Below are 21,729 nucleotides of genomic sequence, written 5' to 3'. Positions count from 1 at the left end.
GCTAGCGGAGCAGGCCGCAAATTGCATCCGGCCTGTCGTCAGCTAAGCAGATCCAGCTCGCAACCACGCCAACCGTCGCGTCAACGCTTGAGGGTCGCGCCCAGTGCGCGCACCAACTGCTCCAACTGCGGCTGGGTATCGTTGATCTCGACTTGCAGCCCCTCTATCTCTCGACGCGGAGGGTACTGTTTGCGCAGCAGATCGAAGCCGTTGCGACGTTGTTCGTCTTTGCCGGTCAAGCTTCGGCGAAACGCTGCATCGTCGCTACGCGGGTCGTAAACCGCTCGGCATATTGTTGCCAGCGCGTCACGGGGTGGCGCCGATGCATCGAAGGAAAGCCCACGCAACGGCGCGACCGGCATCAGCTCGGCCAGATCCACCGTTGGTGCCAGCCCTTTGCTGGCGCAGAACGCCTCGTATATCTGAGCGGTTCCGCGCAATTTACCGTCCAGGCTGTAACCGGCGATGTGCGGTGTGGCGATCCGACATAACCTGGCCAGTTCGACGTCAGCCTGCGGCTCCCCTTCCCAGACGTCGAGCACCACCTGAATATCGGGCCGTCTGGTCAGCTGTTCGCGTAGAGCTGCGTTGTCGACGACCGCACCGCGAGCTGCATTGATCAGCCAGGCGCCCGGGCGCAGCTGTTGCAGACGGGATCGGTCCAGCAGGTGAAACGTCGAATGCTCGCCTTCCAATGTCAAGGGTGTATGCAGGCTGATGACGTCACACTCGGCGAGGATTTCATCCAGACCGACGAACTCGCCAACCTCACGGGTCTGCCGCAGCGGATCACACACCCGTACAGTCCAACCCAGACCGCGCAGCACCTCCGCCAGTCTGCCACCCACTTGCCCGGCACCGACCACACCATAACGGCGATCAGCCAGCTCCGCGCCCTCACACTCGGCCAGCGCCAGGAGACTGCCGAGCACATAGTCGACGACGCCCCGGGCATTGCAGCCCGGCGCGCTTGCCCAGCTAATACCCGCCTTCTCGAAATAATCGACATCCAAATGATCGGTACCAATGGTGCAGGTACCAACGAAGCGCACGGCACTGCCTTCGAGCAGCTCGCGGTCGACACGGGTGACTGAACGAACCAGAAGCACCTCAGCTTGTTCGAGCGACGCTCTATTGATGCTACGGCCAGGCATACGGCGAATCTCGCCGTGCTCGGCAAAGAATGCTTCGACCAGCGGAATATTTTCGTCGGCAAGGATGCGCATTGGCAGGCTCCGTCATTGATGAGCCCATTCTAGACCTCCTCGAAGCGCCGTGCCGCCTTCCGAGAACACCTCTCACGGCGTAGACTGAGCGGCTCTGTATACAATTGGATACACCCTGAATGCCCACTGAGTCGAAACTCAGCAGGGTTCGCGTTGAATTGCGCACCCTCTTTGCTCTCGCCCTGCCCATGATGATCGCGCAACTGGCGAACACCGCCATGGGCTTCGTCGATACATTGATGGCCGGGCGCGTCAGCCCCCGCGATCTTGCTGCCGTAGCGCTGGGCAACTCCATCTGGGTCCCTGTGTTTCTGCTTCTCACAGGGATCATTCTGGCAACGACACCCAATGTCGCACAGCGCTTCGGCAGCGGGCAGCATGAGCAAATCGGCCCGCTGGTGCGCCAGGCATTATGGATGGGCTTCGGGATCGGCACGCTGTTGGCGATATTGATGTGGAATGCCGAACCCGTGCTACACCTGATGCAGGTCGATCAGACGTTGATTGAGCCAGCGATGGCCTATCTGAGAGCGGTGGCTTGCGGCTTTCCGGCGGTGGCCCTGTACCAGGTATTGCGCTGCTACAGCGACGGCCTCGGACACACGCGTCCCAGCATGGTCGTAGGGCTTCTTGCGCTGGCATTGAACATCCCGCTCAACTACATCTTCATCTACGGCAAGCTTGGTCTGCCTGCCATGGGCGGTGTCGGTTGCGGCTGGGCCACTGCCGTGGTCATGGGCTTCATGCTGCTGGCCATGCTGTTCTGGGTCCGGCGTGCCGACTACTACCAACCAAACCGGCTTTTTGCCCGTTTCGATTGGGCGGACTGGTCCGTACTGAGCCGCCTGCTTTCCGTTGGCGTACCGATCGGGGTTGCGGTGTTCGCCGAGGCCAGCATCTTCTCGGTCATCGCTCTGCTGATCGGTAGTCTCGGAGCAACTGTCGTCGCTGGGCACCAGATCGCGCTGAACTTCACCTCGCTGATCTTCATGATTCCGCTGTCGCTGGGTATGGCCATCACCGTACGCATCGGTCAGACGCTGGGACGTAACGCGCCGCGAGATGCGCGCTTCGTTGCTGGCGTCGGGATCGTTTCAAGCTTGGTCTATGCCTGTTTCTCGGCCGGCACGATGCTGTTGTTCAGCGAGCAGATCGCCCGCATCTATACCACCGACCCGGCCGTAATTGCCGTCGCAGCCAGCTTGTTTTTCTATGCCGCGCTGTTCCAGTTCTCCGACGTGGTGCAAGTCACCGCAGCCGGCGCGCTACGTGGCTATCAGGACACACGCATGACGATGATCTTCACCCTCTTCGCCTACTGGGGCATCGGCCTGCCGGTAGGCTACCTGCTGGGCCTCACCGACAGGTTCGGCGACCCGAGCGGTCCGGCTGGGCTCTGGCAAGGACTGATCGCCGGCCTGAGTTGCGCCGCGATATTGCTCACCATCCGCCTGGCGCGCAGTGCCCGACGGGAGATACGCCGGCAAGCGACCCAGGCCGCAGCGTAGTGTGGCGATCACGTCAAACGTGTCAGACCTCGAACGCCAGCATCACAGCACTTAGTAGCAGGAAGCCGCTGAACAGAACGCGCAACAGGCGTTCCGGCAGCGCGTGTGCCAGTTTCACGCCAAGGCTGATACTGAGCAATCCGCCAACGGCAAGCGGCAACCCCAGCGACCAGTCGACCTGGTCGTGAGTGGCATAGGCGAATAACGTTACGGCGGTGCTTGGCGCCGCCAACGACAATGACAGCCCCTGTGCAACGACCTGCGATGTACCGAACACTGCCGTAAGCACCGGCGTGGCAAGCACCGCGCCGCCAACGCCGAACAATCCACCCAACGCACCGGCGCCAGCACCCAGCACGCCCAGCCAAGGCCACGGATGGCGCAATTCGGTACTCCCAGGCTGCGACCGAATGAAAACGCGCAACAAGGTGTAGGCAGCTAGGGCGACGAGGAAACCGACGAAGGCGATACGCATGCGGCCAGCATCGAGCGAAACCGCAATGGCGGCACCCGCAATGGCAAAAAAGAAACTGGCTATACCCAGCGCCGCAGCGTGGCGCGGGTCGATGCGGTTGCGCTGGTGATAACGCCAGATGGCGAGCAGCACATTAGGCACAACCATCACCAACGCCGTGCCTTGCGCAACCTGCTGATCCAGCCCGAACAGCACGCCGAGCACCGGAATCGCAATCAACCCACCGCCGATTCCGAACAGGCCGCCGAGTGTTCCCAACGCCAAACCCAACACCACATTCAGCCCGAGCCCGACGAAGTCCATGATCGCTTCCTGATAAAAACCGCAATGCTACTCACCGCCCTCTAGTAGGTACACGCACAAGCCTGCACAATGGTTTTGCAACTTACGCAAAGCGGAGCAACGAACATGGATGCCAACGCACTCACCGATCAGTTCCGGCTATTTCTCGCCGTGATCGATACCTCCAGCTTTTCAGCTGCGGGCCGCCTGCATGGACTCACGCCCTCTTCCGTTGCCCGTCGTATCGATTCGCTGGAACGCTCGCTTGCCTGCCAACTGGTCAGCCGCAACACCCATTCCATCAAGCCCACCGCAGCCGGGCAGGTCTTTGCCGAGCGCGCCAGGCGTATCGTTCAGGAACTCAACCTGGCCCGCGCCGAAATGACATCGCTACAAAGCACACCGGAAGGCCGCATCCGTATCGATGCGCCAGCGCCTTTCGGCCGCCGGCATCTGGCACCTGCGCTTGCGGAGTTTCTGCAGGCCTATCCGGGTGTGGATATCCAGCTACGCCTGATCGACAGCTTTGTCGATCTGCAGGGCGAACACTTAGGCGAAGTCGATCTGGTACTGCGTATCGGCCCGCTGGCCGAAACACGGCTGGTCGCCACGGCACTGGCGCCGATGACGCGCATCGCCTGCGCCAGCCCCGATTACCTGGCGCGGCGAGGCACTCCGATATCGGTCGCGGAGTTGCCAGAACATGACGGGTTGGATTGGGATGCACTGGCACCGACCCACGCTTGGCGATTTGAGTATGAGGGCAAGTTGCAGCTGTTACGGCCGAGACGCCTGCGGATGATCGCGAACAATGCCGAAGCGCTGCTTTGCGGCACCGTGGCTGGCCTGGGTATTGCGCATCTGCCGACCTGGTTGATCAGCGATCACCTGCTGCGCGGGGAATTGCTGCCGCTGTTCTGTGAACAGGGCCTGCCAGCGCCGGAGCCAAGCGGCATCTACGCCCTGCGCCTGACCAGGGAAGCCGACTCTCGCAGCCGGTTGCTACTAGAGTTTCTGAAAAGCCGGTTTGGCCCGATCCCACCCTGGGATCAGGCACTGCAAAGCGGGCTAAGCTTTGGTTAAGGAATTGACGTCAGACGGGGCAGCCGGATATTTCTTGGGTGACGCCCCAGCCATCAACCACACCACCCAGCGGCTCGATCAGATTTTCCAGATCCTGTTCGAAATCACCAATGCCATCGAAGGTGGCGTACATCACCTTGCTGACCTGTAGGTCCCAGGCGCCGTCATCACGTGGGGCGATCTGGGCGTTGATGCATTCACCGCGAAATTGGCTTGCGGCGGCAGACGCACACTCGCGATCGGGAAATACGGCATAGAACTCGATCGGATGGACGCGGGCGAAATCGAAACCGCCCTCTTTCATCCTCATCAATACGTTGCTGCTTACATCCTCATGGAAGGTGGCACTCATAAAACAACCTCCTCTCACTCATGGATGAAACGGTGGGGGAATGGATAGAGTCTTGAGTCAGCCTCTTTGCGGATATCGGCTGACTAGAGCCAATCGCAAATATCTTTAACAGATAAGAAACCGCAACGGGAAACAGCGTGCGGTATAAACAATAGGCCTCAGCAGTCCTGAGTAGTTCGGTTCAGGCGCCGCATGCCGTCCCCCAACGACATACGGTGTACGCATCGTTATCGTACGCATGATGGACATCGAGCCAACCTGCACACTGCGGCAAAACAGACTGCCGCAGTGTGCTAAGCGCTCAATCGTTGCTCGGCTTGCTGATGGCCTGCAACACATACTGAGGCAGCGCGAACGCGCCGATATGGATGTGCGGGTTGTAATAGCGGGTGACGATTCCGCTGCCGGCGAAACGCTGGCTCAGAGTTTCCAGCGTCAGTTTGCGGCTGGCCGAGTCGCAAGCGCCCCAGGCGAAGGTCATGGCGCCGCCGATGTAGGTAGGCACCGCCGCCTGGTAAAAATGCCAGTCAGGGAAGAGCCCGGTCATGCGCTTTGCGGTGGTCTGCACTTCGGCCAACTGCATGAACGGCGTACCGTTCTGCGTGACCAGAATTCCGCCTTCGTTGAGGCAGCGGCGGCAGGCCTGGTAGAAGTTTTCCGAGAACAGCACTTCGCCGGGGCCGATAGGGTCGGTCGAGTCGGAAATGATCACGTCGAACTTTTCTTCGGTAGTCGCAACGAAGCGCATGCCGTCGTCGATCACTAGATTCAATCGCGGATCAGCGAATGCGCCTTTCGAGTGCTCCGGCAGGAATTCCTTGCACATCTCCACCACGGTGCCATCGATCTCGACCATGGTGATGCTTTCCACATCCCGATGCTTGGCGACTTCGCGCAGCATCCCGCCGTCGCCGCCACCGATGATCAGCACGCGGCGCGCCAGGCCATGCGCCAGAATCGGTACGTGAGTGAGCATTTCGTGATAGATGAATTCATCAGCCTCAGTGGTCTGGATTACGCCGTCAAGCGCCATGACGCGTCCCATTCGGGCATTCTCGAAAATCACCAGATGTTGATGCTCGGTACGCACTTCATGCAGCATCTTGTCGATCCTGAAGCGCTGGCCGTATCCCTCGTAGAGAGTTTCCTGATAGTCGCTCATGGGGTGTCTCCCTGATGGATGGCGTAACAGACAAGCCGCCCGCAGGCCGCACGGACTGCCCGTTGGCAAAGAGGCGCATTCTACTTTGGTCTCATGACAGGGGAAACCATACCGCTTTCAAAGCGCTTTCGGTGAAGACAACCCCATCAACGACGGCTATGGTCGGCCCATGACGCCTCTGCACCTGCCCTATATCGCCCCCTGGAACTGGACACAATTTCACCAGCACTTCGCGCTGCGGCTGTTGCCGGGAGTCGAGGCGCTGGATGCCGACCGCTACAGCCGTACCGTTCGCGTGAATGGAAGTGTCGGCTGGATCAGCGTGCGACCATTGCCGGGCCAGGACGCCATTGAACTGACCCTGAGCGACTCGTTACATGAGCACGCGCCTATGCTGGTTTCTCAGGTTCGCAAGATGTTCGATCTCGACATCGACCCGGCAGCCGTAGCGCGGCATTTCATCGACGATCCGCAGCTCGGGCCGCTGGTCGTTGCGAATCCCTGGCTGCGCCTGCCCAGCGCTTTCGATCCGTTCGAACAGGCGGTGCGCGCAATCATTGGCCAGCAGGTCACGGTGAAAGCCGCCGTGACCATCACTCGACGGCTAGTAGAGCGGCTCGGCGGCGAGCTGCCCCGCTCAACGACGAGCGAAGCCGCCGGTTTGCTCACGCTGTTTCCCAGCCCGGCAACGATAGCGCAAGCCCAACTGGACAATATCGGCATGCCTGGCAAGCGCGTCGCGACACTGCAACGCCTGGCGGCTGCGGTGGCAGAAGGCGCGCTCGAACTTCAGGTTCAGGACGGTGCGGATGAACTTATTCGCAGGCTCTGCATGTTGCCTGGCATCGGCCCGTGGACCGCCGAGTACATTGCATTGAGAGGATTTGGCGAAGCGGACGCCTTTCCGGCCGCCGATCTCGGCCTGCTAAAAGCGCCCTTATGGGGGAGCGAAGGTATTACAGCGAGACAGCTATTGGCTCGATCGCAGGCATGGCGACCTTGGCGGGCCTACGCCGCGGTACATATCTGGCAGAACTACGGCGTCACGGCAGGACAAACAAGACCGGTCACAAAGGCCGGGCCAGCAGCCTCAACGAGTTAGTGGTGCTCGCGAATCGCGGCATGACAACCAACTGGCTGAGGCTCGGCCCGCACAGCTCACAACCTGACCTTGGCAAAGTGCCCCGCCGCAACGAACCACATGACCAGCCCCACAACCGGCAGCAGCACAATAACGAGGCTCCAGATGATCTTCCGCCCCACCTCGATACGGCTACGCCACACCTGAACGATGGCCAGCGCATCGCCTATCAGCACTATCAATGCCAGCAGAACACTCCAGGTTTCCACAGACTTAGGGCCTCAGGTTCATATCGTCGGGGCGGTTACCACGCGGCCCCATGATGCCCCAGATGATCAGACCCAACACCGGCAGGATCACAATCAGCAACACCCACATCGCCTTTTTGCCAGTCGTGGCGTCGCTGCGCAGCACGCTAATGATGGCCCAGACATCCAGTGCCAGAATGAGCAGGCCGAAAATACCGCCGAAGGCATCGGTCATGGCAAGACTCCAATTACAGTGAGTACGTAATTAGGATGCCGGGGCGGTTTGAGGGTTCAGTAAGACGACCCGTTCAATAACGGGCCGGGTCGATCGCGGTAAAGCTTTGGACGGACTCATGACCAGTCAGCTCGCCGCCTTCGCGAGCCAGGCCACAGGTGTGCATGCCGGCCTGACGCGCAGCGTCCAGCTCTTCCACCACATCGGACAGAAACAGAACCTCATCCGCCTGCAGGCCGATCGATCCGGCTATTCGTCGGTAAGACTCAACCTCACGCTTGTGGCCGCTGCCCGTGTCGAAGTAACCGGAGAACAGTGGGGTCAGATCCCCCGCTTCAGCACATCCGAAAATCAGCTTTTGCGCCTGAATCGATCCGGAGGAATACACATAGAGCGCGTAGCCCTGCTCATGCCAACGATGCAGCGCGTCCACCGCATCCGGGTAGACATGGCCTTTGATCTGACCGGCCCGATAACCTTCGGCCCAGACCATGCCTTGCAGTACTTTCAAAGAGGTGGCTTTGCGATCGGCGGCGATCCATTCCAACAGAACTTCAACAACGCGCTCGACGCTCGCCTCCGGCTCGCCGCTTTCACTGCGTACAGCCTCAATCTGCGCAGCCACCGCCGGCTCCGCCGCATGCTTGCGCACGAACGCTGGCAGGTGCTCGCGGGCATAGGGGAACAGTACGTCGAAGACGAAGCTCACCGCGCTGGTGGTGCCTTCGATATCGGTGAGAATGGCTTTGATCGGCATCTTCAATCCTCCAGGCGCGGGAAGCGACCGGCGAGGTCTTCACCGGTGAATTGCGCGACCCAGCCTTCTGGATTGTTGAACAGGCGAATGGCGACGAAGTGCGGATTTTCACCCATGTCGAACCAGTGCCGGGTGCCGGCGGGCACGGAGATCAGATCGTTCTTTTCGCACAGCACGGCGTAGACCTTGTCATCGATATGCAACGTGAAAAGACCCCGCCCAGCAACGAAGAAGCGCACCTCGTCCTCGGCATGACGATGTTCTTCGAGAAACTTGGCCCGCAACTCGGCTTTTTGCGGGTGATCGTTGCTCAGGCTAATGACGTCTACCGTGACGTAGCCCCGCTCGTTCATCAGTCGGTCGATCTGCGGCCGATAGGCGGCAATCACCTCTTCCGGGCTGGCACCGGCGGCAAGCGGCGCACTGGCCTGCCAGCGTTCGAGGCGCACGCCAACCTCAGCCAATGTGGCGGCGATATCTTCGACATGGGTGAGCACCTTGAGAGGCTGCTCGGGAGCGTTGTCCTGATAGACGCTGAGAATGCTCATGGGGTTGTCTCCGAACCGGGTGCTGTCCCGGCTTCTCATCGGTTATTCGGGCACGCGTTGCGTGCGGTAGAAAGAGCGGCGGTCAGACACGCTGCAACATGCGCATCTTCAGTTCGCAATCGAACAGGAACTCGAACGCCTCGATCTGGCGCAGCGCGTCGTTCATCTGTGCGCCCCAGGTATAGAGGCCATGCCCACGGATCAGATAACCAGCGCAGTCGGGATGCTCGTCGAGCCAGGGCTGAACACGCGCGGCGAGTCGCTCGATATCCTGATCATTGTCGAAGATCGGTACCACTACCTGGGATTCATGGGTCGCGATGCCGCTGAACGCCTTCTGCAATTCGTAATCAGCAAAGACCAGCGAATCACTCAGGCAGACGCGCGAAAGCACGGTGGCGTTGACCGAATGCGTATGCAGCACGGCGCCGATTTCCGGCTGCCAGCGATACAGCTGCGTATGCAGCAGGGTTTCCGCCGAGGGCTTCTTGCCCTCCTCCAGGCTGCGCCCGTCCATATCGACGGCCAGCAGATCATCCACCGTCAGCTGACCTTTGTGCTTGCCCGAAACGGTCAGTAGCGCCTCGGCGCTGGTCAGCCGCGCCGAATAGTTACTACTGGTCGCCGGAGACCAACCGCGACCATAGAGAAAGCGACCCGCGTCGATGATGGCCTGCGACAAGTGTTCACGAGTGGCTGTCATGCCCGGTTCTCCTGCTTGGGGATGGCAATGATAACGGCTGCGGCCAGTGCCGCCAGACTGGCGATGGCGAAGGTCCAGAACGGCCCGAGGCTGGCCCAGCTGTAGCCGGAGTAAAGCGCGCCCAGCGCTCCGCCGACACCCGCGAGCGTCGCGTACAACGCTTGTCCTTGCCCCTGCTGGCGGTGGCCGAAGCTACGCTGGACGAAATGGATCGCCGCCGCATGAAAACTGCCGAACGTCGCCGCATGCATCAATTGCGCGATCAACAGCACGCCCAGATGATCGGCCAGCGTGCCGAGCAGTAGCCAGCGGATCGCCGCCAGCATGAAACTGGCCATCAGGACCTGACGCAACGAAAAGCGCGCCATCAGCGCAGCCATGACCAGAAAAATCAGAATCTCCGCGACCACGCCCAGCGCCCACAACAGGCCGATGGTGCTCCGGCTATAGCCAAGCGACTCGAGGTGAATACTTAAAAAAGTGTAGTAAGGCCCGTGGCTGACCTGCATCAGTCCAACACAGACAAAGAACGCGAGTACGCCGGGACGGCACAACTGACGAAGGAAGCCACCCTGTTCAGCCAGATCCGGTCGTTGTTCCGGCGCGGCATTGGGCACCCAGACACTGGCGATGACGATGCCCACCATGACCACCATCACCGCCACGGGGTAAATATCCAGGGTCAGACGCTCGAACAGTGCACCAAGCCCCACCACCGCCGCGATGAAGCCGATGCTGCCCCACAAACGGATCTGACTGTAGCGCGATGCCTGATCACGAAGATGCGCGAGCGTGATGACTTCGAACTGCGGCAGCACGGCATGCCAGAAGAACGCATGCAACGCCATGACCAGCGCGAGCCAGGCGTAGCTCTTGCCGAAGAAAATCAGACCGAACGACAGCAGCGTACAGAGCGCGCCAATGCGAACGATGGCCAAACGCTGTCCGGTGACGTCGCCCAGCCAGCCCCAGAGATTCGGTGCCAGGCAGCGCATCAGCATCGGTATGGCGACCAGCTCGCCAATGCGCTCGGCACTGAATCCCAGGTGATCGAAATACAACCCAAGAAACGGCGCAGCGGAGCCGAGCAGCGCGAAATAGAAGAAATAGAAGCTGGACAGGCGCCAGTAAGGAAGAGAAGCAGCCATAAGCTGGAAGCCAGAAGCTGGAAGCGAAACCGTAGAAGGATGGAATTCCTACTTCCGGCTTCAGGCGTCCAGCTTCAAGCTCATCGCTGCCCTAACACCGGAGTCGTCACCCGCACATCGGCATTCTGACCACGATGCCGCAGCAGATGGTCCAGCAGGACGATGGCCATCATCGCTTCGGCAATGGGCGTGGCGCGAATACCTACGCAGGGGTCGTGGCGGCCTTTGGTGATGACATCGACCGGGTTGCCGTCAATGTCGATCGAGCGGCCGGGCGTGGTGATGCTTGAGGTCGGCTTGAGCGCCAGATGGGCGATGATCGCCTGGCCGCTGGAGATTCCGCCGAGCACGCCGCCGGCATTGTTCGAGAGAAAGCCGTCCGGGGTCAGCTCGTCACGATGCTCGGTGCCACGCTGGGAAACACTGGCGAAACCGGCACCAATCTCCACACCCTTGACGGCGTTGATGCTCATCAGCGCATGGGCCAGGTCGGCATCCAGACGATCGAAGATCGGCTCGCCCAGGCCTGGCGGTACGCCCTCGGCAACGACGGAAATCTTTGCGCCGACCGAATCCTGATCGCGACGCAATTGATCCATATAAGCTTCGAGCTCCGGCACCTTGTCTGGATCGGGGCTGAAGAAGGCGTTCTGCTCGACGCTGTCCCAGGTCTTGAAGGGGATATCGATCGGACCTAGCTGACTCATGTAGCCGCGCACCTCAATGCCGAGGGTCGCCAGGTATTTCTTGGCGATGGCGCCGGCCGCTACGCGCATCGCGGTTTCACGCGCCGAGCTGCGACCACCGCCGCGGTAATCACGTAGCCCATACTTGTGGTGGTAGCTGTAGTCGGCGTGGGCCGGGCGGAACTGATCCTTGATCGCCGAGTAGTCCTTGGACTTCTGGTCGGTATTGCGGATCAGCAGGCCGATCGGACAACCGGTGGTGCGTCCTTCGAACACGCCTGAGAGAATCTCGACCTCGTCGGCTTCCTGTCGCTGAGTCGTGTGCCGGCTGGTGCCGGGCTTGCGTCGATCGAGGTCGCGCTGAAGGTCGGCGACGGTTAATTCCAGCCCCGGCGGGCAACCATCGACGATCGCGACCAGCGCAGGACCGTGACTTTCACCAGCTGTGGTGACGGTGAACAGCTTGCCGTATGTGTTGCCGGACATGCAGGGCGCTCCGCGATCGACCTAAACAGGGGGCGGAAGTATACCCGAGCCGCCGCAGGTTTCACCGCTTCGGTGACTGCGCGTATGGTTGGCAGGCGAACCAAGTGCTTCGCATCGCATCCAACCCGCTTCGCCGATGGTTGACCCCTACTCATGCGCACGCTCTTGCTGTTTGTCCTTCTCGCCATGCTTGCTCCACATATCCAAGCTCAGACGCTGCTGAATCAGGCCGTTACGGTGCAAGTACCGGAAGGTCGTCTACATGGCACTCTGCTGCTTCCCAAAAGCGCCGAACCTATACCGGTCGCGCTGCTGATTGCCGGATCGGGCCCCACCGACCGCAACGGCAACAGCCCAATGGGCCACAACGACAGCCTCAAGCGGCTGGCACAGGCGCTGGCCAAGCGCGGCATTGCCAGCCTGCGCTATGACAAACGGGGCGTTGGGCAAAGCCTTGCAGTCGCTCCAGACGAAAGGCAACTGCACGTGGAGCGCTACGCCGCTGACGCGGTGGCCTGGGCACAGATGTTGAAAGCCGACCCGCGCTTCTCTGCTGTCGTGCTGGTCGGGCACAGCGAGGGCGCGCTGATCGCCAGCCTGGCCACGCCTGTCGCCAAGCCCGACGCACTGATCAGCATTGCCGGCAGCGGCCGCCCAATCGACTTGCTGCTGCGTGAGCAACTCCAGGGCCGCCTGCCGCCAGCGCTACTGGCAACCGCGCATTACCTGATCGACGAACTCAAGGCGGGACGAGTGCATGAGCAAGTGCCTGATGCGCTACAGATTCTGTTTCGTCCAAGCGTGCAGCCTTATCTGATTTCCCTGTTCGGTAAAGACCCGACAGAGGCCTTCGCCAGCACGACCGTGCCGGCCCTGATCATCCAGGGCACCCATGACATCCAGGTCGAGCAGGAAGATGCCGAAGCCTTGCAGCGCGCCCGAGGAGACGCCGAGCTGGCACTGATTGAGGGGATGAACCACGTACTGCGCATCGTGCCGATGGATCGCAACGAACAGACCGCCTCCTACAACCAACCCGAGCTGCCGATCGGCTATGCGCTGACGGAGCGGATCAGCCAATTTCTGCGCAGGAATGGCTTATTGCCAGCCTCCAGCTAGCCGAACGTCGGCCGATACGCTCTTTGCCCACGCAACGACTCGCTCCTGGAGCCTATGGACGCCGACATGACCGACAGCTCGCCTTCCGCTAACGACAGCGAGGCCCAAACGCCTGAAACAACGCCGCAGCCGCATCCCTGGGCGGAGCTCGCCCCGGATCGTTTTCGACTACTGCGCCTGGCGCCACTTCCGACCGATCGGGATACCGGTGCGCGGCCGTTGAGGTTCGTTGAACTGGCTCAAGTCGAACGGCATACACCGCAGCAGAGTTTACTGAAGCTGTTCGTGCGGCTACCGGGCCAGGTTTTGCCGAAGAAGCACAATGCACTGGAAGTCTGGGCGGATCATCGTGCCAAGGAGCTGCGCTTTGGTCCCGACTCCGGCCTGCATATGCAGCCAGTCAATCGTGGCCTCGGACGCTTTCTGCTGGCGCAGGGTGCGCTTTGGGCTCAGAAGCGCTGGGCACACTACCTAGTCGAAGGCGGCGCCCTTTCCGCTGCGGACATAACCAGCGAAGACATGCGCTTGCGCCGCGACCAGTGCCTGCTGAGTCAAGGCTTCGATGTGCTCTATCCGGAGCCCAGCAAGCTCAAGGCAACCTATAGCGCATCTCGTGTCAGCTCACTGCGCCCCGACTGGAACCTGGAGAAAGTCCAAATCATCGACCTGAAGGATGCTGCCGCGATGCTGGAGCAGGCCGATCAGAATCTGTTGGAGCAGGAAAACAAGATCCGAGACCTGCAGGAGCGGCTGAACAAATTCCGCCGGGAAGATGGCACGCTCCGATTCACCATCGCCTGCCTGATCGCCTTCTCACTGTTCCAGGCGGGGTTGCTGATCTGGATTGCGACTCGCTGAGTCCCGTGCCGCCCCACATCGCAGCGCCGCTTTCTAGCCTTTGAGGCGAGCGCGAAACAATGCCTGATGCTCGCGGCATTGGCTGGCCGCAAGCAGAAATACGCCATGCCCGCCTTCGCTGAATTCCAGCCAGGTAAAGGTCACCTCGGGGTAAAGCGCCTCGACATGCACCTGGCTGTTACCTACCTCGATAATCAGGGTGCCGGTTTCGGTCAGGTGATCAGCCGCCTCGGCCAGCAAGCGCCGCACCAAGTCCAGTCCATCATCCCCACAGGCTAGCCCCAGGGCCGGCTCGTGATGATATTCGTCCGGCATGTCGGCGAAGTCTTCCGCATCCACATACGGAGGGTTGGAGACGATCAGATCGAAGCGCTGGCCGGGCAACCCGTCGAAGCCATCGCTCTGTACGGTGTAGACCCGATCCTCCACGCCATGATGCTCGATATTGCGATTCGCCACTTCGAGCGCCTCGAATGACAGGTCGGCCAGTACCACTTCGGCATCGAGAAACTCATAAGCACAGGCAATTCCGATACAACCGGAGCCGGTGCACAGATCGAGAATCCGAGCGGGGGGCTGCGCCAGCCAGGGTTCGAAGCGACGATCGATCAGTTGCCCGATTGGCGAACGCGGAATCAACACGCGCTCGTCGACGATGAACGGCAGCCCGCAGAACCAGGCTTGCCCCAGCAGGTAGGCGGTGGGCACACGCTGCTCGATTCGACGATGCAGCAGGTTTTGCAAATGCTGCCGCTCATCGTCTTCCAGCCGGCAGTCGAGATAGCTGTCAGCCATTTCCCAGGGCAGATGCAGGGCACCAAGCACCAGCTGACGCGCTTCATCCCAGGCATTGTCCGTGCCGTGACCGAAGAACAGCTGTTCGGCCTGGAAGCGGCTGACGGCCCAGCGAATGTAATCGCGCAAGGTGCGCAATTGGGACGGCGAAGCGGTCACGGCAGCATCTCCTTCTGAAAAGCGCGAGAGTTTAGCCGATGGCTTCGCGACTTTCTCAAATCGTATAGAAGGATCATGGGTCTATTGCAGGATTGCGCAACTCCGCTGGCGAAATCATCATCTTGGGCAGTTCACATATCGGTCATCTAGCGCCACAATCAGGCCCCTCTCAAAACAAGGAGTCAGTGATGTCCAAGCCACAGACCATGCTTCAGCTCAGTGGCCGCAGTTATGCACCGGCGACTCTGGCTAACGCGACCGTTGTGGTCATTGACGCTCAGGAAGAATATCGGACAGGGACTCTTGCGCTACCGAACCTGAGCTCAGCGCTGGAGGAAATCAAGAGCCTGGTCAGCGCTGCGCGCGCTGCCGGTGCACCCGTCGTGCATGTTCATCACCTGGGTATTCCAGGCGGGCTGTTCGACCCGCAGGGCCTACGCGGCCAGATCATGCCGGAAGCCGCGCCGCTTCCCGGCGAAACCGTGATCGGCAAGACCCTGCCCAACGCCTTCGCCGGCACTGAATTGCACGAGCTGTTGCAGCAGCATGGCCGCCTCGACCTCATCGTCTGCGGCTTCATGACTCACTCAAGCGTGAGCACCACGGTTCGCGCGGCGAAAGACTATGGGTACCGCTGTACCCTCGTTGATAAAGCCTGCGCCACCCGCGATCTGCCAATGGGAGACGGTGTGCTCGAGGCGGCGCAGGTGCATCGCATGGAAATGACCATTCTCGCGGACAACTTCGCTGTTTGCGTGGCTGACGTAGGAGCACTGGCGTAATCGTTCGCGCCGTAAGCGTTACCTGACCGCGAATAAAACTGACCGGGCTGCCCCGGTCATAGCCTGTTCTGACGAGGTAACCGGAATGAAACGAACCGATGGATTCGATGCACGCCGACTTCGCCCTCGCGAGCAACGGAGCTGGGGCGCACGCCTCGGCGCAATGCTGGGCCTGCTGTTGAGCATCCTCGGTGTGCTTCTGGCGGGATCTGGTGCGGCGTCCCTGTTCGGCAGCCATGCAGCCTTCGCCAACATGGCGTTCGAATATGAAGAAGCAGTGACGCTATTGGTGCTTGGCCTGGCTTTGCTGGTTATCGGTCTGCTCATCCGACACCGCGTGCGTCGCCGGTTGCGTGAACCCGGCGGGCTGAGCCTGTCCCCTGGACTGAAGAAGAAGCGCTGACCTCTGCGCTTCGAGCAGGTTGAAAGCGGAGGCTTTCGGGTAAGATCGCCTGCAACGCGGAGGCCCCATGCAAGACGACGACTTTTCCCTGTTCAAATCAGCCGTTCATGGCGTCAAGCCAATCAAACACGACCGCGCCGACACCGGCAAACCACGCAGCAACAAGGCGCAGATCGCCACTCGACGCGCAAACGCAATCATCAGCGACAGCGAAATCCGCATCGATGGGCTTTCCGATCAGTTCGTCATCGATGTCGCAGCGGAAGACGAGCTGTATTGGGCACGCGACGGTGTGCAAGACAGCCAGATGCGCAAGCTCAAAGCCGGCCAGATCCCCTTCGAAGGCAGCCTGGATCTGCATGGGCTGAGTGTCGAAAAGGCGCGCGAGCTGCTCTGGGATTTCCTTGCCGAAGCCAGCAAGTTCGAAATTCGCTGCGTGCGGGTCACCCACGGCAAGGCCGCACGCGTCGACGGCAAACGCCCAATGATCAAGAGCCACGTCAATACCTGGCTGCGTCAGCATGCCCAAGTGCTTGGCTTTTCCTCATGCGTGCCGAGACATGGCGGCACCGGGGCGGTTTACGTGATGCTCAAGCGCACCATGCTCGAGGGGAGAGATGAATAGCATCTCCAAGCTGACGAGACCAAACGAGCCCTCAGGCTCTTGTTGCGGCTCATAGCGTACAGCTTGCTGTTTTCCCCCTTGCCAGCGCGGCGGGTGCACCCTACCCTTCGCGCTTGCGCTCACACGAAGCCCGACAGGTAGCTCAATGTCACTGGAACAACATTACACCGAGATCCTTGGCCAGCTCGGAGAAGACGTCACCCGCGAGGGATTGCTCGATACGCCCAAGCGCGCCGCCAAAGCCATGCAGTATCTATGCAAGGGCTACCAGCAGACGCTGGAAGAAGTCACCAACGGCGCGCTGTTCAGCTCCGACAACAGCGAAATGGTGCTGGTAAAGAACATCGAGCTGTACTCCTTGTGCGAACACCACATGCTCCCCTTCATCGGCAAGGCCCATGTTGCCTACCTGCCCAACGGCAAGGTACTCGGACTGTCGAAGGTAGCGCGTATCGTCGAGATGTACGCTCGCCGGCTACAGATCCAAGAGAATCTCACCCGCGAGATTGCCGAGGCGGTCCAGAAGGTCACCGGCGCCTGGGGCGTGGCTGTTGTTATTGAAGCCCAGCACATGTGCATGATGATGCGCGGCGTCGAGAAGCAGAACTCCTCAATGGTCACCTCGGTCATGCTCGGACAGTTCCGGGAAAACGCCGCCACCCGCAGCGAATTTCTCGGGTTGGTCAGATAGGAGAAATGAGGCTGGGCTGGCTTCATGCTTTCTTTGCTGCTTGAGACTTGCAGCGCGCAGCTGCTTTCTCGCCAAGCCTCAAGCCTCCAGCCTCTTTCTCGTCTTCCTTAGTCGAACATCCCGACGTGCCGCGGATGGCTGGCAACCCGCTGTAGCCACGCGCAGATTGCTGGGTATTTCTCCAGTTTGAATCCGCCCTCTTCCGCTACGTGCGTATAGGCATACAGCGCGATGTCCGCAATTGAGTAGTGATCGCTAACAAGGTACGGCGTGCGCAGTAGCTGTTGCTCCATGACGTCCAGCGCGTGGTAGCCGTCCAGTTGCTTGGCAGCATATTCATCGAGACGATCATCAGGCAAACCCAGATATACCTTGATGAATCGTGCCACGGCAATGAACGGCTCGTGACTGTATTGCTCGAAGAACTGCCACTGCAGCACTTGGGTGCGCAAGCGCGCATCCTTGGGCAGGAACTCGGTTCCCTCCGCGAGAAAATTGAGAATCGCATTCGACTCCCACAGACAGGAACCGTCTTCCAATTCGAGCACGGGAATCTTGCCGTTAGGATTCTTTTTCAGAAACCACCCCTCACGGCTTTCGCCACGAAGGATATCTACCGGTATCCACTCGTAATCCCGCCCGAGCAGATGCAACATCAGCTTCACCTTGTAGCAATTGCCAGACCGATAGTCGCCATAAACCTTGTACGCCATATCTCTTCTCCATGCGGCAGCGCAAGCACCGCTAAATGAAACTACGCCGCATCGACCATTTCGGCACTCCGAATTACGCTCGCCAGCCGGCGAACGCCCTCAGCCAGCCGCTCCGGCGCGACGTGGCTGAAGTTAAGCCGCAGGTATCCTGGATTCTGCTCCGGGTCGACGAAGAACGGCTCGCCGGGCATGAATACCACGTCCTGCGCCAACGCCGAATCGAGCAGGGTTCGCGTATCTACCGGACGCTTCAGCTGCAACCAGAAGAACAGCCCACCCCGCGGGAGCTGCCAGTCGGCAAGATCGCCAAAATGAGCCTCCAGCGCAGCCTGCATCGCATCACGGCGTAGGCGATAAAAACGTCGTAGCTCGACCAGGTGCGACTGATATTGCTCGCTTCCCAGCCATTGCAACGCCTGCCACTGGCCGATGCGATTGGTATGTAGGTCGGCTGACTGCTTCAGCCGAAGCAGATACGGAAACAGATCCGGAGTCGCGATCAGATAGCCGACCCGTAGCCCCGGCAGCAGCGTTTTGGAGACCGTACCGGTGTAGATCCAGCTTGCCCTGTGCATGCGGCTGACGATGGGTTTGGCGCTACCTTCGTCGAAAACCAGCTCTCGATAAGGCTCGTCCTCGATCAGAGTGACGTTGAATTCATCGAGCAGCGCCGCGACAGCGTCGCGTTTTTCTTCGCTGTAGCGCACCGCTGAAGGGTTCTGAAAGGTTGGAATGAGGTAGGCGAAAGCCGGTTTGTGTTGCTCCAGCCGTTGGCGTAGCGCAGCGAGGTGCGGCCCGTCAGCTTCCTGCGGTACCGCCAGGCAGTCCGCACCGAATAGTTGGAAAGCCTGCAACGCCGCCAGATAGGTCGGCGCCTCCAGCAACACTTCGGTACCTCGATCGATGAACAGCTTCGATGCCAGATCCAGCGTCTGTTGGGAGCCGCTGACGATGAGGACCTGGCTGGCCGAACAGTCGACACCGAGTGAACGCGCTTCGGCGGCAATGGCCTCGCGCAGCGCCGGCTCTCCCTCGCTCATACCGTACTGCCCCATGGTCGCCGGCATCTGCGCCCATTCCACCTTCGGCAGCATCGATTCGGCCGGCAACCCACCGGCAAAGGACATCACCTCGGGACGCTGCGCAGCGGCGAGAATTTCACGGATCAGCGAGCTTTTCAGGCGGTCGACGCGTTCGGAAAAGACCATGGGGCACCAGATGCATTAAGGGGAAAATTAAGTCAAACTACTTGACCGAAATTACGCTTACGCCCCCGAATACGTCAATATGGCTGACCTAAAAAAAAGCACAATCCAGCGCCAGATCATGGAAAGTTTCTTCCTTGGCTATCAGGCCTTCACAGCCAAGCCGGACGAAATGCTCGCGCGCCGCGGACTTTCTCGGGTCCATCACCGCATTCTTTTCTTCATCGCAAGCTATCCCGACCTCAGCGTCAAGGAGCTGCTCGGCTACCTCGGCGTGAGCAAACAGGCACTGAATATCCCGCTACGGCAGCTCATCGAGATGCATTTGGTGGAAAGCAGAACCGCGGAGGACGACAAGCGCAAGCGCATACTGCGCTTCACAGCGGAAGGCGCCAAGCTGGAACAGCTACTTAGACGAGAGCAGGTACGGCTACTCGAACGAGCGTTCAAGCAGGCGGGCGATGACGCCGTATCCGGCTGGCTTGCAGTGAACCAGACGCTGGCGACCGGCACCAATCGACATTAAGCAGCCTTGGGCGCACAGATGCGCCTGAAGGTTTTGACGCGATCTCCAGCTTATTCGAAGCACAAAAAAGGGCGACCGAGGTCGCCCTTTTTTATGGATTGCAGAACTTAGTTCTGGTTTTCCATCTGCGCGCGGATCAGATCACCAATGGTGGTCGGACCAGCGGCTGGCTCTACGTCCTGCTTGGTACGCAGTTCCTTCATCGCGTCTTTCTCGTCCTCGACGTCTTTCGACTTGATGGACAAGCTGATGACGCGGCTCTTGCGGTCGATGCTGATGATCTTGGCTTCGACTTCATCGCCTTCCTTCAGCACGTTGCGCGCATCTTCAACGCGATCACGGCTGATTTCGGACGCCTTCAGGGTCGCTTCGATATCGTTGCCCAGATCGATGATGGCGCCTTTGGCGTCAACTTCTTTCACGGTGCCACGAACGATGCTGCCCTTGTCGTTGACGGCAGCGTAGTTGGAGAACGGATCGTCCTCCAGCTGCTTGATGCCCAGGGAGATGCGCTCACGCTCCGGATCGACCGACAGGATGACGGTGTCCAGCTCGTCGCCCTTCTTGAAGCGACGCACGGCTTCTTCGCCAGCTTCGTTCCAGGAAATGTCGGACAGGTGAACCAGACCGTCGATACCGCCGTCCAGACCAATGAAGATACCGAAATCGGTGATCGACTTGATGGTGCCGGAGATGCGGTCGCCCTTGTTGAACTGGCCAGAGAAGTCTTCCCATGGGTTCGACTTGCACTGCTTGATACCCAAGGAAATACGACGACGCTCTTCGTCGATGTCCAGAACCATGACTTCCACTTCGTCGCCGACCTGTACAACCTTCGACGGGTGGATGTTCTTGTTGGTCCAGTCCATTTCGGAAACGTGTACCAGGCCTTCCACGCCCTCTTCCAGCTCGGCGAAGCAGCCGTAGTCGGTGAGGTTGGTGACCTTGGCCATGACGCGGGTGTTTTCCGGGTAACGGGCCTTGATGGCAACCCATGGGTCTTCACCCAGCTGCTTCAGACCCAGGGAGACGCGGTTGCGCTCGCGGTCGAACTTCAGCACCTTGACGTCGATCTCGTCGCCAACGTTGACGATCTCGGAAGGATGCTTGATGCGCTTCCAGGCCATATCTGTGATGTGCAGCAGGCCGTCGACGCCACCCAGGTCCACGAACGCGCCGTAGTCGGTGAGGTTCTTGACGATACCCTTGACCTGCTGGCCTTCCTGCAGCGATTCCAGCAGAGCTTCACGCTCGGCGCTGTTCTCGGCTTCCAGGACGCTACGACGGGAAACGACAACGTTGTTGCGCTTCTGGTCCAGCTTGATGACCTTGAACTCGAGTTCCTTGCCTTCCAGGTGAGTGGTATCACGCACTGGACGAACGTCAACCAGGGAACCTGGCAGGAACGCACGGATGCCGTTAACGTCGACCGTGAAGCCGCCCTTAACCTTACCGTTAATAACGCCCTTGACCACTTCCTCAGCTGCGAAAGCCGCTTCCAGAACAATCCAGCACTCGGCACGCTTAGCTTTCTCGCGGGACAGCTTGGTTTCACCGAAGCCATCTTCAACCGCGTCCAGCGCCACGTGAACTTCGTCACCCACGCTGATGGTCAGCTCGCCCTGCTCGTTGTAGAACTGCTCGACCGGGATGACGCCCTCGGACTTCAGACCGGCATGGACAGTGACCCAGTCACCATCGATGTCGACCACGATGCCGGTGATGATGGCGCCCGGCTGCATGTCGAGGGATTTCAGGCTTTCTTCAAAAAGTTCTGCAAAGCTTTCGCTCATGTTTATTCCTGCTGTTTTCGGGCGAGGATCCGCCCTATCTCCACGCCCCAGATAACGTGGGTTCATTCATATAAAAAAAG

The 21,729-nt window shown here is 60.0% G+C and carries 25 protein-coding genes; 10 read left to right on the top strand and 15 right to left on the bottom strand.

What is annotated here, in order from left to right; all coding sequences use genetic code 11:
* Window positions 1–80 precede the first annotated feature (80 nt).
* Window positions 81–1,226, bottom strand: coding sequence for a 4-phosphoerythronate dehydrogenase PdxB (gene pdxB / locus V6943_RS11210; protein WP_340553499.1), 1,146 nt, complete (start codon window positions 1,224–1,226; stop codon window positions 81–83).
* A gap of 119 nt (window positions 1,227–1,345) precedes the next feature.
* Here pdxB and V6943_RS11205 point away from each other — a divergent pair, with 119 nt between their 5' ends.
* Window positions 1,346–2,734, top strand: a complete 1,389-nt coding sequence (locus tag V6943_RS11205; protein ID WP_340553498.1) for an MATE family efflux transporter — start codon at window positions 1,346–1,348, stop codon at window positions 2,732–2,734.
* A 22-nt stretch (window positions 2,735–2,756) separates the two neighbouring features.
* On the opposite strand, the gene V6943_RS11200 is transcribed toward V6943_RS11205, so the two are convergent.
* Entirely contained in the window at window positions 2,757–3,512 is a 756-nt protein-coding gene (locus tag V6943_RS11200; RefSeq protein WP_131648545.1) for a sulfite exporter TauE/SafE family protein, read from the bottom strand.
* Between the two features lie 105 nt (window positions 3,513–3,617).
* Here V6943_RS11200 and V6943_RS11195 point away from each other — a divergent pair, with 105 nt between their 5' ends.
* Window positions 3,618–4,574: a LysR family transcriptional regulator gene (locus V6943_RS11195; RefSeq protein WP_131648544.1), complete on the top strand. Its 957-nt coding sequence runs from the start codon at window positions 3,618–3,620 to the stop codon at window positions 4,572–4,574.
* A 10-nt stretch (window positions 4,575–4,584) separates the two neighbouring features.
* On the opposite strand, the gene V6943_RS11190 is transcribed toward V6943_RS11195, so the two are convergent.
* Complete coding sequence (locus V6943_RS11190) at window positions 4,585–4,926, bottom strand: ribonuclease E inhibitor RraB (protein ID WP_131648543.1); 342 nt, start codon at window positions 4,924–4,926, stop codon at window positions 4,585–4,587.
* Between the two features lie 301 nt (window positions 4,927–5,227).
* Complete coding sequence (gene speE, locus V6943_RS11185; protein WP_131648542.1) at window positions 5,228–6,088, bottom strand: polyamine aminopropyltransferase; 861 nt, start codon at window positions 6,086–6,088, stop codon at window positions 5,228–5,230.
* A 169-nt stretch (window positions 6,089–6,257) separates the two neighbouring features.
* Between speE and V6943_RS11180 the strand changes: the two genes are divergently transcribed.
* Window positions 6,258–7,190 (top strand): DNA-3-methyladenine glycosylase family protein, encoded by a 933-nt coding sequence (locus V6943_RS11180; protein WP_340553497.1) that lies wholly within the window; start codon window positions 6,258–6,260, stop codon window positions 7,188–7,190.
* 56 nt (window positions 7,191–7,246) lie between these two features.
* Here the strand turns inward: V6943_RS11180 and V6943_RS11175 are convergent, their stop codons facing one another.
* From V6943_RS11175 to aroC, 7 genes are all read right to left on the bottom strand, one after another.
* A complete protein-coding gene (locus V6943_RS11175) occupies window positions 7,247–7,438 on the bottom strand; it encodes a PLDc N-terminal domain-containing protein (RefSeq protein WP_181102106.1) in 192 nt (63 codons plus the stop codon).
* Between the two features lie 4 nt (window positions 7,439–7,442).
* Window positions 7,443–7,652 (bottom strand): PLDc N-terminal domain-containing protein, encoded by a 210-nt coding sequence (locus V6943_RS11170; protein WP_181102108.1) that lies wholly within the window; start codon window positions 7,650–7,652, stop codon window positions 7,443–7,445.
* Window positions 7,653–7,725: 73 nt separating this feature from the next.
* Complete coding sequence (gene mtnC / locus V6943_RS11165) at window positions 7,726–8,409, bottom strand: acireductone synthase (RefSeq protein WP_340553496.1); 684 nt, start codon at window positions 8,407–8,409, stop codon at window positions 7,726–7,728.
* A 2-nt stretch (window positions 8,410–8,411) separates the two neighbouring features.
* Entirely contained in the window at window positions 8,412–8,957 is a 546-nt protein-coding gene (locus V6943_RS11160) for a 1,2-dihydroxy-3-keto-5-methylthiopentene dioxygenase (protein ID WP_131648537.1), read from the bottom strand.
* Between the two features lie 82 nt (window positions 8,958–9,039).
* Window positions 9,040–9,660 carry a methylthioribulose 1-phosphate dehydratase gene (locus V6943_RS11155; protein WP_340553495.1) on the bottom strand — a complete coding sequence of 207 codons (621 nt, stop codon included), beginning with the start codon at window positions 9,658–9,660 and terminating at the stop codon, window positions 9,040–9,042.
* Window positions 9,657–10,808 (bottom strand): MFS transporter, encoded by a 1,152-nt coding sequence (locus tag V6943_RS11150; RefSeq protein WP_340553494.1) that lies wholly within the window; start codon window positions 10,806–10,808, stop codon window positions 9,657–9,659. The genes V6943_RS11155 and V6943_RS11150 overlap by 4 nt, the downstream gene beginning before the upstream one ends.
* A gap of 80 nt (window positions 10,809–10,888) precedes the next feature.
* A complete protein-coding gene (gene aroC / locus V6943_RS11145) occupies window positions 10,889–11,980 on the bottom strand; it encodes a chorismate synthase (RefSeq protein WP_340553493.1) in 1,092 nt (363 codons plus the stop codon).
* A gap of 153 nt (window positions 11,981–12,133) precedes the next feature.
* On the opposite strand from aroC, the gene V6943_RS11140 reads away from it, so the two are divergent.
* Both V6943_RS11140 and V6943_RS11135 read left to right on the top strand, forming a co-directional pair.
* Entirely contained in the window at window positions 12,134–13,099 is a 966-nt protein-coding gene (locus V6943_RS11140; protein ID WP_340553492.1) for an alpha/beta hydrolase, read from the top strand.
* Window positions 13,100–13,165: 66 nt separating this feature from the next.
* Window positions 13,166–13,957 (top strand): hypothetical protein, encoded by a 792-nt coding sequence (locus V6943_RS11135; RefSeq protein WP_340553491.1) that lies wholly within the window; start codon window positions 13,166–13,168, stop codon window positions 13,955–13,957.
* Window positions 13,958–13,990: 33 nt separating this feature from the next.
* On the opposite strand, the gene prmB is transcribed toward V6943_RS11135, so the two are convergent.
* A complete protein-coding gene (gene prmB, locus V6943_RS11130; protein ID WP_181102124.1) occupies window positions 13,991–14,911 on the bottom strand; it encodes a 50S ribosomal protein L3 N(5)-glutamine methyltransferase in 921 nt (306 codons plus the stop codon).
* A gap of 188 nt (window positions 14,912–15,099) precedes the next feature.
* Between prmB and V6943_RS11125 the strand changes: the two genes are divergently transcribed.
* The 4 genes from V6943_RS11125 (at window position 15,100) to folE (ending at window position 17,412) form a co-directional block, all read left to right on the top strand.
* The gene (locus V6943_RS11125) at window positions 15,100–15,693 is read left to right on the top strand and encodes a cysteine hydrolase family protein (RefSeq protein WP_131648530.1); all 594 of its coding nucleotides are present in this window, start codon (window positions 15,100–15,102) and stop codon (window positions 15,691–15,693) included.
* An 85-nt stretch (window positions 15,694–15,778) separates the two neighbouring features.
* Window positions 15,779–16,096 carry a hypothetical protein gene (locus V6943_RS11120; protein WP_131648529.1) on the top strand — a complete coding sequence of 106 codons (318 nt, stop codon included), beginning with the start codon at window positions 15,779–15,781 and terminating at the stop codon, window positions 16,094–16,096.
* Between the two features lie 67 nt (window positions 16,097–16,163).
* Window positions 16,164–16,721: a Smr/MutS family protein gene (locus V6943_RS11115; RefSeq protein WP_340553490.1), complete on the top strand. Its 558-nt coding sequence runs from the start codon at window positions 16,164–16,166 to the stop codon at window positions 16,719–16,721.
* 145 nt (window positions 16,722–16,866) lie between these two features.
* Window positions 16,867–17,412 (top strand): GTP cyclohydrolase I FolE, encoded by a 546-nt coding sequence (gene folE, locus V6943_RS11110; protein ID WP_131648527.1) that lies wholly within the window; start codon window positions 16,867–16,869, stop codon window positions 17,410–17,412.
* Between the two features lie 107 nt (window positions 17,413–17,519).
* On the opposite strand, the gene V6943_RS11105 is transcribed toward folE, so the two are convergent.
* Window positions 17,520–18,125, bottom strand: a complete 606-nt coding sequence (locus tag V6943_RS11105) for a glutathione S-transferase family protein (RefSeq protein ID WP_340553489.1) — start codon at window positions 18,123–18,125, stop codon at window positions 17,520–17,522.
* Window positions 18,126–18,166: 41 nt separating this feature from the next.
* Window positions 18,167–19,333 carry an aminotransferase-like domain-containing protein gene (locus V6943_RS11100; RefSeq protein WP_340553488.1) on the bottom strand — a complete coding sequence of 389 codons (1,167 nt, stop codon included), beginning with the start codon at window positions 19,331–19,333 and terminating at the stop codon, window positions 18,167–18,169.
* A 79-nt stretch (window positions 19,334–19,412) separates the two neighbouring features.
* Between V6943_RS11100 and V6943_RS11095 the strand changes: the two genes are divergently transcribed.
* Window positions 19,413–19,856, top strand: a complete 444-nt coding sequence (locus V6943_RS11095; RefSeq protein WP_131648524.1) for a MarR family winged helix-turn-helix transcriptional regulator — start codon at window positions 19,413–19,415, stop codon at window positions 19,854–19,856.
* Between the two features lie 107 nt (window positions 19,857–19,963).
* Here V6943_RS11095 and rpsA read toward each other — a convergent pair whose 3' ends face one another.
* A complete protein-coding gene (gene rpsA / locus V6943_RS11090; RefSeq protein WP_131648523.1) occupies window positions 19,964–21,649 on the bottom strand; it encodes a 30S ribosomal protein S1 in 1,686 nt (561 codons plus the stop codon).
* Between the last annotated feature and the right edge of the window lie 80 nt (window positions 21,650–21,729).

The sequence above is a fragment of the Pseudomonas sp. CBC3 genome (assembly GCF_037967085.1).
Taxonomy (GTDB): Bacteria; Pseudomonadota; Gammaproteobacteria; order Pseudomonadales; family Pseudomonadaceae; genus Stutzerimonas.
Note: the sequence above shows the minus strand (reverse complement) of the source record. Positions and strands in the feature narration are given on the sequence as shown.